Genomic DNA, 11,807 nt, shown 5'->3' on the forward strand with positions numbered 1-11,807 from the left:
ATTTTTTTAATTCAATTGGTTCAAGTTAAATTCTACGCCCTGTCTCCACACTTTTTTGATGGACAACGTATCGGCAATGTTGGTCGTTGGATCGCCTTCCACCAATAATAAATCGGCACGGGCACCATTAATAATGCGTCCTCTATCGTGGAGACCAAATCTACGGGCAGGGATTGACATAGCGCTTCTCAAGGCCTCAATGGGCGTCAAGCCTGCTTTTACCAACAATTGCAATTCGTGGTGAAGACTGGCTCCGTGCGCCATTCCGCCCACTGCGGGTTGAGAAGCATCACTGCCTGCAAGAATATCTACGCCTGTATCATGCAAGGCTTTTACCGCATTGAGAAGATTAGCTGTTTTGCCTTGCGGGTAGGTGGTAATATGATTTTCCATACAGGCAATCCATTCCGGACTTAATTTGGAACTCACTCGTGGGTCTTTTACAAATTCTGAAGCATCGCTATCGCCAATGGTAGAAGCACCTGCAACAATAGTTGGGCAGACAAAAGCACCGGAATTAGCAACCGCTGTAATAATTTCAGGTGTGTGAGGCTGATCGATAAAAATATGCATGAGTCCGTCTATTCCTCCTTCAATCGCTCTTTCGTAAGCCTTAATCGTCATAGCATGGGCTACGGTCATTTTTCCTAAACGATGCGCTTCCGAGCAAGTGGCTTCAATAACTTCATCAGTAACATCGGGTGTGTTTGGATAGCCAAAAACAGTACCTTCTTCAATCATTATTTTAATGTAATCTACTCCTTGCTGCACTCTTTCATTAACTATTGCAATGGCTTCTTCAGGAGTGGAAACGTCTTTTTTCATAGTAAGTCCGGCTTTTGCCATCATTTCTTTTTGTTTGGCTTTCACTTCGGCTGGTAATAATTCGCTGGGATGACCGTCGGGTGCGGTTATGGCCAAAAATGATTTTAAACTTTCGGCGATACCTGTATTTTCTTTTAACTCTTTGCATTGCGCTTCGTTAAAGTACCCCTGCATCTGAAATGTGGTCGTCACACCAAAGTACATATCCTGTTTTAAGAATTCCATGTTCGGATGCGAATGCGCGTCAATCAAGGCAGGCATCAGAGTGCAGCCTTTGGCATCAATAATTTCGGCACCTTGCGAAATAGCATTGCCAATGTTGAGAATTTTACCGTTTTTTATGGTTACTGTTTTTGCTTCAATTACATTTTCTCCGTCAAATATTTTTGCGTTGGTGATTGTTGTCAATTTGTTCATACTATACATTTTTAATTGTTGTTAATTTTTTTGCTCATGCGTATGCTTTATTTATTAAAAGCTTTTTATGAGTTAAAATGATAGTGCAAATCTAGACCGAAGAAAAAGGGTAAAATTGTAAAAAACGGACGTTTTGAGTTGGAGAGGATTTTTTGCCAATGATTTAGCTAATGCGCAGTTCACTTCGTTCGAATCAGAGATTCTCACGGATTTTCGGTTCAATAATAATAAGCTCCGAACTAAAAACGGCTGTATTGTTTGGGCTTCATCCCGATATGTTCATTAAAGACCTTGGCAAAATGACTTAGGTTTGTAAATCCCAGTTTATAACCCACATCCGAAACAGTTAGCTTTTCCTCTTTCAATAATCGGGAAGCTTCTTTCATCCGGAATTCCTGATAATAACTAAAAATGCTGTTACCAAAAACTTGCTTGAACAAACGTTTCAATTTGGATGGACTCATATTGGCACCCATTGCCAATTCGCCGATAACCGGAGGAATTTCAAGCTGCTCAAGCATTTTCTCTTTTACTTTGTAAATGGTTTGGATATCATGAGTATTTAAAGCATACAGCTGTTTTTCATCCCGCTTTTCTAATTCCATTAATAATCGGCAAACCAATTCTTCTGCCTTTATTCTCAGAAAAAATAGTTTGAAAGTTTCATCAACCGATTCAGTCACAATTTCATCCACGATTTTCTGTAAAGAAGGATAAATAATTTGTTCGAATAACAAGGGCTGTGCGTTCTCTAACAGGCTTTGTAAAACTGGCGATTTTTCCGAAAAGGCAAATAGTTCGTTCAAATAATCGGCATCGACTTCTATATTAATAACTGCCGTATTGGTATGGATAGAAATAACGTCGTCGGTATTTAAACTACTGGTCGCGACTAAAACTGAAGGCATTTCCATCAAATGTTTATCAGTTGATGCTATTTCTGTTTTAGGAAAAATGTTTTGAAACTTGAAAAATATCATTCTCTTGGAAGCGTTGACTTCTGGATATTCAACAACCAAGTCCTCATTTAGCTCATAATTACTGATTATCATTCGGATATGCTCATTAAAAATGAATCCGGTACAATAACCTTTGCCAAATTTTTCAGGGATTTCTAATCTTCTGTTTTTAACTTCTGTCCCCAATAATTGGGCAAGTTTTTTTAAGATTTTCGGAATTGTTTCTTGTTTGTCTTTTTTCATAAAAGTCTTTTACAGCTGTTTTTATGTCAAATGTAGATATTTTGCTCGCAAAAGACACTATACTTTTGTATTGCGAATTATTCAAGACTAATGTAGTAGAGATAATTATTATGGATATCCTCATTTTTAAAACAAACATCAAAACAAAACGGGATTACTTTAAGGTAAAGAGAGCCTTGAAAACTAAGCTTGATATAGAAGAAATAAGTATTGATTCTGAGGATTGCGACAAAGTTTTGCGTGTAATAAGTAAGATGAATTCTTCGCAGACTATAATAGACGAAGTTAAGGGCCTTAATTTTTTTTGTGAAGAACTGGAAGACTAAAACCATTTAAAAAATCATTTAAAAACAAATAAAAATAAGAATGAAATCGAAGAAATATAAATTGTGGATTATTGTTGGGATTGTATTGTTGAATTCTATTGGATTTTCGGTGGTACTGCCTCTGTTGCCTTTTATGGTTGGTAAGTATCTTCCATCTCAACAGATTGTTTTAGGGATGAGTGCGCTTATGTCGGTGTTTGCATTCTGTACGTTTTTTGCGTCTCCCGTTTTTGGGGCTTTAAGCGACAGGTATGGACGGAAAAACATTCTTATCTTCAGTCTATTAGGCTCTACCATAGGCTATGTTTTGTTTGGAATAGGGGGAGCGCTTTGGATACTTTTCCTTGGGCGTATTATTGATGGACTTACAGCAGGAAACATTAGCACGTTGTTTGCATATGTATGCGATAGCACCGAACCCAAGGAAAGGATTAAATGGTTTGGTTATATAGGTTCTGCTATGGGAATTGGGAAATTGGGGGGACCTGCATTAGGCGGATTGTTGGGAAGCATTTCTCTTGGGTTGCCCTTTTTTGTTACTGCCGGATTAATTTTTATTTCCAGTTTGGCTGTATATTTTTTACTACCTGAATCTTTAGCTCCCGAAAAAAGGACTAAACATTTAACACTTGAAAGTTTTAATACATTTTCCCATTTTAAAGATATATTAAGACTCAAAGATGTTAAATTATTGCTCTTATTAGGTGTTCTTTTTTATGTAGGAATAAGTGTTTTTCAGTTTAATTTCATCATCTTTCTTAAAGATATTTATAAATGGAGTCCTGCATTTATTGGTATCATGATGACGCTAGTTGGAATCAGTGAGATTTCTTCAAGGGCATTGCTATTGCCTTGGTTATTGAAACGTTTTAGTGAAAAAAGTATTGGAATAGCTGGCTTAATTGGCCTTGGAATTGGATTAGGATTAATTCTCCTGAGTGTTTTTATACCATCTGTTATTATTATTTCGATGGCTGTCCTATTTATAATCTCCGGTGAAGGATTATTCGACCCAACGTACAACGGAAAATTATCACAATCTGTTGACGAGAGTAAACAGGGAAAACTTCAGGGAGTCAACCAAAGTTTGCAGTCAGCAAATAATATGCTTATTCCGCTGGGTGCAGGTGCTATTTATTTTTACAGCCCAAGTATGTTGTATGCAATAGCTACATTTGTTGTGTTGGTTGCAGTTATTTTGTATGCAAAATTTTTGCCTCAAACTCGACTTGCTCAAAATTTGAGCAAAAAAGTTTAGTTTTTTAACAGATCGATTCTTAGAATGGTTGAAATTTGATTTTTTTCCTTTTTTGTAATGATGGTAAAGAAGCAAAATCTTTCCTCTTAGCCCCGATAGAAGTGGAAATCCTTTTATGCCGGGGTTCGGCATATAAGATTGAAACGGATAGCGGGAACCATCTTTCCAAAAATGCCTAATCTTTCTGCTCCAAAAAATAGTAATCGAAATCAAGATTTTAAATCGGTGAGCTGAATGAAGCGGTCGTTGATGTTTTTATACAAATCTTTGGGCAACACGCCGGAGAGTTTTTTGATTTCTTTGATGAAATGGGATTGATCTGTGTAATTGCCTTCGGGAAATAATTTGCCGTTTTTTAGTTGTTCGAATGATGCTCTGAAACGGACAATATTGCAATAAGTTTTGAGCGGAATGCCCAATTGCTGATTGAAATAGCGGTTGATTTGACGGCTGCTCCAAAACACTTTTTTGGATAGTTCAGTGATAGCGATATTTCCTTTGGAGGCATAAATTAAATCAAACAATTTGATTTTGCGCTTGTCGAGATTTTCGGGGATGAGCTCTTTAATTCTTTTGGTGGCGTTTTTGCAAAAAGTATCAAAATCATCCAGAGCAGTTTCATCGATATGAGAGAAAATCTGAGTGACATTTTTTGCATTATCCAAAATATCGGCTATGGAACTTTTTAGGATATATTCTATCGCAGGAAGTTTAAGACTGATGGCAAAAGTGACAGAATTTGGTGCAATCACTACTTGCTCCGGCTGTGTAGAAATACCCAACAACATGATATGATAAGGTTCATTTGTCGATTTTGAAAAAAGTAAATCGATGCGTCCGTCGGGCAGTATGATTATGTTTTTTCCGAAATCACTAGTGTTATGCAATGCCCAGAAACTATCTACAAAATTTGTAATGGCTGTTTCCGGTAAATGTGTAGTTATAGAAATGCTCATTTTTGCAATATTTCAACCAAAAAAAGGGTTACTCTTAAAACAAACAAATTTAAACGAAAAATTAGCGATAAATGTTAAACCACGATGGGAGAAATGTAAGTTGAAGTATTTTTTGTTTTTTATTTAAAAAATTAATATTGTGGTAGTTATATAATTGTGCTAAATTAGTGGAGAAAATAATTTATTTTTTTATTTGGTTTAAAGGAATTTGGTAAGTCGAATTCATGTGTGTTGCTTCTTTAAATCAACCTTGTTTGTGATTCAATAGTATTCGATAACTTAATAAATAAAACAATGGCAGAATTAAAGAAACAGCAAACTGCGTTAGGAGACGTAGCCGCAAGACAACTAGCAATAGCAACCCGTTCGGTTCCCCAAATGGTTGCCATAACCCCAAGATGGCTTACTCATCTTTTGCATTGGATTCCAGTAGAAGGCGGGGTTTATCGTTTGAATAAAGTAAAAGATGCAAAACAAATAGAAGTGGATTGCTCCAGAAGAGACGAGCATGAACTTCCTAATACTTTTGTGGATTATATCGATAATCCCCGTGAGTATAATTTGGCAGCCGTACAAACTATAGTTGATGTTCATACTCGTGTTTCGGATTTATACAGCAAGCCTTATAATCAGATTACAGAACAATTGCGCCTAGCGATTGAAACAATTAAAGAAAGACAGGAAAGCGAATTAATAAACAACAAAGATTATGGTTTGTTGAACAATGTGGCTCCTTCGCAAATCATCAAAACCAGAACTGGAGCACCAACCCCAGACGATATGGACGAATTGTTGACCAAAGTCTGGAAAGAACCCGGTTTTTTCCTGTTACATCCATTGGCCATAGCAGCTTTTGGTAGAGAATGTACCCGTCGTGGTGTACCACCGCCAACAACTTCTTTGTTTGGTTCCCAATTCCTTACCTGGCGAGGGGTTCCGCTGATACCTTCGGATAAATTACCTATTGTAAAAGGAAAATCCAAAATCATTTTGATGCGTACAGGCGAAAGTCGTCAAGGTGTTATAGGACTTATTTTGCCAGGATTACAAGGAGAACAATCCCCTGGATTATCTGTTCGCTTTATGGGAATTAATGAAAAAGCGATTGCGTCTTATTTGGTGTCATTATATTGTTCATTGGTAATTACTGTTGATGATGCAATAGCGGTGCTGGATGATGTACAAATAGACAAATACCATGAATACAAATAGTAATCATATCGGGTTACCGAATATTGAGGATTTGCAGCATATAGCCAATGAGTTGTTCAGTGCCTTGCCCAACGAATTTCCAAAAGAAATTTCTTTGAGCCCGGATCTCAATGAACATCCTCGCGCCACAAAAGTTGCTGAAACACTCCTCTCTGCCGGTAATCTAGGCGGGGTAGAAACCGTTTTTCCCGTAAGCAACCACGACACTCTGATGACTCAGGCAGGTCATGGAATGTCTGTGATTCCAATTCAGGGAGGAATTCCAAATCAGCCGTTAATTCCTAATGGTATTCCTCAATCTCCTCCTTCAATGGGTGGGATTGGCGTTTCTCCATCTGTTGGATCTTATGGTAATTTGGGAGGAATGGGAAAATCGCCTAATTCTTTCTCGGAAATTTCAGATCCTACTTTTTTGGAAAAAGACCTCAATGGAATTGATACGTCAAAGTATCATTTGGGAAATGGCGAAGTGCCGTATGCTGTTGGCACAGGTAACAATGTCAATATGGGAGAACCACAGACTAGTTTTGAAGATTTGAATTTAACAAAAAAAGTTGAACCATCTTATTTCCCTTTTGAATATGGAGATAATTCTTTTGAGGCCGAATTAAAAGCGGCTTTGGATATGTTGAATACCGGTTTTGGAACGCCTTCGGCAAAAGATTTTGCAGGATTGGAACAAAAAAACAGTTATTATTTTTTGGATGAAAACCCTTTTGCTTTTGATTCCAGAAAACCTGCCATTTCATCTGTAGTTCCCATTCAGCCACAATCTAGAAACGGATGGGTAGGGTCAAATTTTGATGCTTATTTGATTAAAAAAGATTTTCCAATTTTGAATGAAACCGTAAACGGAAAGCCTTTAATCTGGTTCGATAATGCGGCAACTACCCAAAAACCAAAAGCTGTAATTGATCGTATTGCCTATTTTTATGAGCATGAAAATTCCAATATTCATCGAGCTGCTCACGAACTGGCAGCAAGGGCTTCAGACGCTTATGAAGCTGCTCGCGAAAAAGTAAGAGTGTTTCTGAATGCGGGCTCCGTAAACGAAATTGTTTTTGTGCGCGGTGCTACCGAAGGCGTCAATTTGGTCGCCGAAAGTTGGGGAAACCATAAATTGGTTGCCGGTGATGAGATAATTGTCAGCCACTTGGAGCATCATGCCAATATAGTTCCCTGGAAACGTCTGGCTGATAAAAAAGGCTTGAAATTGAGTGTGATTCCCGTAGACGATGACGGACAGATTTTGCTTGATGAATATGCCAAAATGCTAAATTCGAAAACGAAATTGGTTGCTTTCACGCAAGTTTCAAATGCTTTGGGTACTATAACTCCTGCCAAACAAATGGTGGATATGGCACATGCTGTTGGCGCAAAAGTACTGTTAGACGGAGCTCAATCTGTTTCTCACATGAAAGTAGATGTGCGTTACCTCAATGCCGATTGGTTGGTTTTTTCGGGACATAAATTGTTCGGGCCAACGGGTATTGGAGTTGTGTATGGAAAAGAAGATTTGCTCAACGAAATGGAACCGTATCAATCTGGTGGGAATATGATTCAGGATGTGACTTTTGAGGAAATTAAATACCACAAAGCGCCCAACCGTTTTGAAGCCGGAACTGGAAATATTGCCGATGCTATAGGGCTTGGAGCTGCTATCGACTACATTTCAAAAATCGGGATTGAAGCAATCGGTCAGTATGAGCATTATTTACTGGAATATGCCACACATTTACTCAAACAGATTCCAGGCGTTCGATTGATAGGTACAGCGGCCGAAAAAGCCAGCGTGCTTTCGTTTACACTTGATGGTTTTACCAATGATGAGGTTGGAAAAGCATTAAACAGGGAAGGTATTGCCGTTCGTACCGGACATCATTGTGCGCAGCCTATTTTAAGGAGAATGGGGGTCGAGACAACTGTTCGTCCGTCATTGGCGTTTTATAATACCTGCCAAGATGTAGATGTGTTTATAGAAACGCTCTGGCGATTGAAAACTAATAAATAAAACTGATAAAAGGTTAATCTGAAGGCTGTCCAGAAAAGTGATTTTTTGGGCAGTTTTTTATTTTATACCATTCATATTTATTATTTAGTCCAATATTCCCCTCTGGAGGGGTGGCTGAAATCCGGGGAGGGAAAATGACTTTTTTAAATCAAAATTTGACAAAATGCACGCCTTCCAAACTCCATTCGACAAAAAGAGAGGGAGTAAAGATTGGATTATTTTATATTTGTAAATGGTATTAGATTTGGAGGTGTTTCAAAATTTTATTTTGATTAATGAATAATCGGAGGTTATACTTTTAATCTATATCATTGGATTTTAATTGTTTGAAATATTGTTTTTGAATTTTATTACAAAATAGACACACAATATTTGGAATGTTAAAATTTTAATATACATTTGTTCTATCTAATTAGTAGTATTAATGTTTTAAATTTCAAAAAATACTAGACATCAGTAAAATTGTTTTACTGATGTTTGTTTTTTAGTCATTGAGATTTTGATATAATTAAGTTTAGAATTATTTGGGGTTTATAGATAAATGAACAGGTATGAATGCTAAAACATTTGGTTTTATAGTAATTATTTTGACTTCTGGTTTTGGAGCTGCTTTTGCGCAGGAAAGTAAAGCAGTTGTAGTTGCAAGTTGCGAAGCGATGTGTAAAGCAAGTACATCCAAAAAAGCATTGTTATTGCAATCTATAAAGTCAAATTCCAAGGAAAGTTTTGGGGTTTCACCAAAAGGAATGGTTTGGGTAGCAGGAGGGGAATTTAGTATGGGAACTAATGATTATTTGGATGCCAATCCTGTTCATAAAATAAGTGTAAAAGGATATTGGATTGATGAACACGAAGTGACAAATGCTCAATTTTCTGAATTTGTGGCAGCAACCCAATATGTAACCATAGCCGAAAGACCTTTGAATCCAGCTGATTTTCCAGGAGTTCCTCAGGATAAATTAGTGCCCGGTTCGGCTGTATTTGTGCCGCCAACAGAAAAGGTGGGTTTGGATAATGTACAGCAATGGTGGCAGTATGTTCCGGGAGCTAATTGGCGTCATCCTTCGGGACCGGAAAGTAGTATTGTAGGACTTGAAAATAATCCTGTAGTCCAAATTTGTTATTTGGATGCTCAAGCTTATGCCGAATGGGCCGGGAAACGACTTCCAACCGAGGCCGAATGGGAATTTGCCGCAAGAGCGGGAAGACCCAGTACGAAATATTATTGGGGATCGGAGTTAAAGCCTAATGGTAAATGGGAGGCAAATATTTTTCAGGGTACGTTTCCTAATAATAATACGGTTGAAGATGGTTTTGCAGGAGCGGCTCCGGTAAAGTCTTTTCCGAAAAATCCTTTTGGAATCTATGATTTGGAAGGAAATGTCTGGGAATGGTGCAGCGATTTGTATCGAAATGATTATTACAAATACAGCGTTGCAGATAATCCGAAAGGACCTTTAGATAGTTATGATCCTGAAGATCCGGGAGTTGAAAAACATGTGCAAAGAGGAGGTTCCTATTTGTGCAGTGATCAATATTGCATTCGCTACGTGGCCGGAAGCCGAGGCAAAGGAGAAACAACCAGTGCTTGTAATCATTTGGGATTTAGGTGTGTAAAGGATAAATAATTTAGATAATAATATATTAATACGATGTCACAGAAAATAAAACAATTTACAATACATGAGGATTGGGCAGTGGTTCTTTTAGGTTTTTTGATAATTGGAGTTACGCTTTTTGTTTATCTGCCAGTGGTGCCGGTATTCAAGTGGTCCAATAGTACCGATTTGCTCAATGATGTGTTTAGTATTGAAAACATAACAATTATTTTATTTCAATTTGGTTATTTCATAAGTTTTGGTTTATTAGGTAGTTTTTTGGTGGGGAAATCAATTAAAAATTTTTTATTAGGTTTCCCCTTTGTTTACCTATTAACCGTTATTGCATTGATTATAGCGGGTAACACAACAATAAAAGAATTCAATTTGGAGGCGGTAATTTTTAGTTTAATTATCGGTTTATTGATTGGTAATTTTTTTGAACTCCCAGAATGGTTTCGTTCTGCACTTTCTACTGAGTTTTTTGTTAAAATTGGATTAGTGCTATTAGGGAGCAGTGTCATATTTTCAGATATTCTCAAAGCAGGATTTTTAGGATTGATTCAAGCATTAGTGGTTGTTTTTTCGGTTTGGTATTTTGCTTTTTGGGTTTGCAAAAAATTAAAAGTCGACGAGGAATTAGCATTGATGATTTCCAGTGCGGTTTCCATTTGCGGTGTTTCGGCAGCTATTGCAACGGCCGGAGCTATCAAAGGCGATTCCAAAAAACTTTCATACGTGATTTCGATGGTATTGGTTATTGCCATTCCTATGATGATTTTTATGCCGATTATCGCCAACTATTTCCATTTTTCCGAAGAAGTTACCGGGGCTTGGTTAGGTGGCAGCATCGATACATCGGGCGCTGTGGTGGCTTCGGGGTCGATGGTTGGAGAAATTGCCTTGAAAATAAGTACGATTGTCAAGTTTTCTCAAAATGTATTGTTGGGAATTGCTGCTTTTGCCATATCAGTATATTGGACGTATGCTCAAAACAAATCCTCGGATGCTGTTGTTTCCAAACCAACTTTAGGTGTAATATGGGAGCGTTTTCCCAAGTTTGTCATTGGTTTTATTGTTGCTTCATTGGTTTTTTCTTTTCTTATTTCAGGTGAGGTGAGAGATGGAGTAAAAGACAGTTTGAAGAATATTCAAGGAGTTTGGTTTGCTTTGGCTTTTACTAGTATTGGTTTGGAAACCAATTTTAAGGATTTGTTTGATACAAACAGCAAAAAGCCATTTTACGCTTTCTTGATTGCACAATTGTTCAATATCTTCCTTACACTGCTAATTGCTTTTTTATTGTTTAGTAAGTAAAAGAGATTCTAATACGGATTTTGGATTTAACTCTTTGATTTTCAAAAAGATGATTTTTTGGATTTCCAATTTTTTATATTTTAAAGGAAATCGCCTCCATAATTATGAAAAATTTAAACTCTTGCATGACCGTCGAAATAATTTAATTAAGTAGCTTTGTTATAAAGTTGATAATTTATAGGGTGTTATTATGTCAAATTCGTATTATTAACAGCTTTCGCAAAGAATCAACTAATATAAAGCAAGACTATAATTAATTCACATTTAAATCTTAAATAGTATGATAGTACAGTATCAAGGAAACCAACACGGAATTCCAACAACATTCACTTTAAGAATCATAGGGAACAATCTGTCCAAAAGCAGTTCAAATTATCAAATAGATTTATTGGTCGGAGATAAACAAGTGCCAACTTTCACGACATTTATTCACCAGAGTTTGTCAAATTGTTTAAAGGAAATTTATCTTTTTAGAAAATACAACGGTATCGAGTTTGATGCTTCTTCAGAGAAAGTAGCGCCAAAATTGGTTCCTTATGATTTGGTTTTGTTTAATGCCAATAAACATGGATTGTTTAGAGCTTAAAGCATTTCTAAAATTACAAAATGAAGACTGTTCAAAAAATTGAGCAGTCTTTTTTGTTTTATATGGGATTCTATTTTTTTTATTTGGCTAATCTTTCGA

Annotated in this window: 10 protein-coding genes; 7 read left to right on the forward strand and 3 right to left on the reverse strand. The window is 36.9% G+C overall.

From position 1 onward, the window contains the following. Positions 1–6 precede the first annotated feature (6 nt). The gene (locus EM308_RS07325) at positions 7–1,242 is read right to left on the reverse strand and encodes an amidohydrolase family protein (RefSeq protein WP_035638051.1); all 1,236 of its coding nucleotides are present in this window, start codon (positions 1,240–1,242) and stop codon (positions 7–9) included. Between the two features lie 239 nt (positions 1,243–1,481). Then, complete coding sequence (locus tag EM308_RS07330) at positions 1,482–2,444, reverse strand: helix-turn-helix transcriptional regulator (RefSeq protein WP_035638049.1); 963 nt, start codon at positions 2,442–2,444, stop codon at positions 1,482–1,484. Positions 2,445–2,467: 23 nt separating this feature from the next. Here EM308_RS07330 and EM308_RS18240 point away from each other — a divergent pair, with 23 nt between their 5' ends. Together EM308_RS18240 and EM308_RS07340 are read left to right on the forward strand one after the other, a co-directional pair. Next, positions 2,468–2,770, forward strand: a complete 303-nt coding sequence (locus EM308_RS18240; protein ID WP_051877817.1) for a hypothetical protein — start codon at positions 2,468–2,470, stop codon at positions 2,768–2,770. A 40-nt stretch (positions 2,771–2,810) separates the two neighbouring features. Next, complete coding sequence (locus EM308_RS07340) at positions 2,811–4,028, forward strand: tetracycline resistance MFS efflux pump (protein ID WP_035638047.1); 1,218 nt, start codon at positions 2,811–2,813, stop codon at positions 4,026–4,028. A 209-nt stretch (positions 4,029–4,237) separates the two neighbouring features. Here the strand turns inward: EM308_RS07340 and EM308_RS18245 are convergent, their stop codons facing one another. Next, a complete protein-coding gene (locus tag EM308_RS18245) occupies positions 4,238–4,984 on the reverse strand; it encodes a helix-turn-helix domain-containing protein (protein WP_035638045.1) in 747 nt (248 codons plus the stop codon). Positions 4,985–5,278: 294 nt separating this feature from the next. Between EM308_RS18245 and EM308_RS07350 the strand changes: the two genes are divergently transcribed. The 5 genes from EM308_RS07350 to EM308_RS07370 all read left to right on the forward strand — a co-directional run bounded on the left by EM308_RS07350 (position 5,279) and on the right by EM308_RS07370 (position 11,708). Beyond that, complete coding sequence (locus EM308_RS07350; RefSeq protein ID WP_035638043.1) at positions 5,279–6,196, forward strand: family 2A encapsulin nanocompartment shell protein; 918 nt, start codon at positions 5,279–5,281, stop codon at positions 6,194–6,196. Further along, a complete protein-coding gene (locus tag EM308_RS07355; protein WP_035638041.1) occupies positions 6,183–8,207 on the forward strand; it encodes a family 2A encapsulin nanocompartment cargo protein cysteine desulfurase in 2,025 nt (674 codons plus the stop codon). Before EM308_RS07350 ends, EM308_RS07355 begins: the two co-directional genes overlap by 14 nt. A gap of 551 nt (positions 8,208–8,758) precedes the next feature. Continuing rightward, a complete protein-coding gene (locus EM308_RS07360; RefSeq protein ID WP_070261807.1) occupies positions 8,759–9,835 on the forward strand; it encodes a formylglycine-generating enzyme family protein in 1,077 nt (358 codons plus the stop codon). 24 nt (positions 9,836–9,859) lie between these two features. After that, complete coding sequence (locus EM308_RS07365) at positions 9,860–11,122, forward strand: YeiH family protein (protein WP_035638039.1); 1,263 nt, start codon at positions 9,860–9,862, stop codon at positions 11,120–11,122. A 280-nt stretch (positions 11,123–11,402) separates the two neighbouring features. Then, positions 11,403–11,708, forward strand: a complete 306-nt coding sequence (locus tag EM308_RS07370) for a hypothetical protein (protein ID WP_035638037.1) — start codon at positions 11,403–11,405, stop codon at positions 11,706–11,708. The last annotated feature ends 99 nt before the right edge of the window (positions 11,709–11,807 follow it).

The organism is Flavobacterium gilvum (assembly GCF_001761465.1).
Classification (GTDB): Bacteria; Bacteroidota; Bacteroidia; order Flavobacteriales; family Flavobacteriaceae; genus Flavobacterium; species Flavobacterium gilvum.

Coding starts and splice junctions, on each gene's coding strand:
- EM308_RS07325 (WP_035638051.1), bottom strand. CDS start 1,242: ATGAACAAATTGACAACAATCACCAACGCAAAAATATTTGACGGAGAA.
- EM308_RS07330 (WP_035638049.1), bottom strand. CDS start 2,444: ATGAAAAAAGACAAACAAGAAACAATTCCGAAAATCTTAAAAAAACTT.
- EM308_RS18240 (WP_051877817.1), top strand. CDS start 2,468: ATGTCAAATGTAGATATTTTGCTCGCAAAAGACACTATACTTTTGTAT.
- EM308_RS07340 (WP_035638047.1), top strand. CDS start 2,811: ATGAAATCGAAGAAATATAAATTGTGGATTATTGTTGGGATTGTATTG.
- EM308_RS18245 (WP_035638045.1), bottom strand. CDS start 4,984: ATGAGCATTTCTATAACTACACATTTACCGGAAACAGCCATTACAAAT.
- EM308_RS07350 (WP_035638043.1), top strand. CDS start 5,279: ATGGCAGAATTAAAGAAACAGCAAACTGCGTTAGGAGACGTAGCCGCA.
- EM308_RS07355 (WP_035638041.1), top strand. CDS start 6,183: ATGAATACAAATAGTAATCATATCGGGTTACCGAATATTGAGGATTTG.
- EM308_RS07360 (WP_070261807.1), top strand. CDS start 8,759: ATGAATGCTAAAACATTTGGTTTTATAGTAATTATTTTGACTTCTGGT.
- EM308_RS07365 (WP_035638039.1), top strand. CDS start 9,860: ATGTCACAGAAAATAAAACAATTTACAATACATGAGGATTGGGCAGTG.
- EM308_RS07370 (WP_035638037.1), top strand. CDS start 11,403: ATGATAGTACAGTATCAAGGAAACCAACACGGAATTCCAACAACATTC.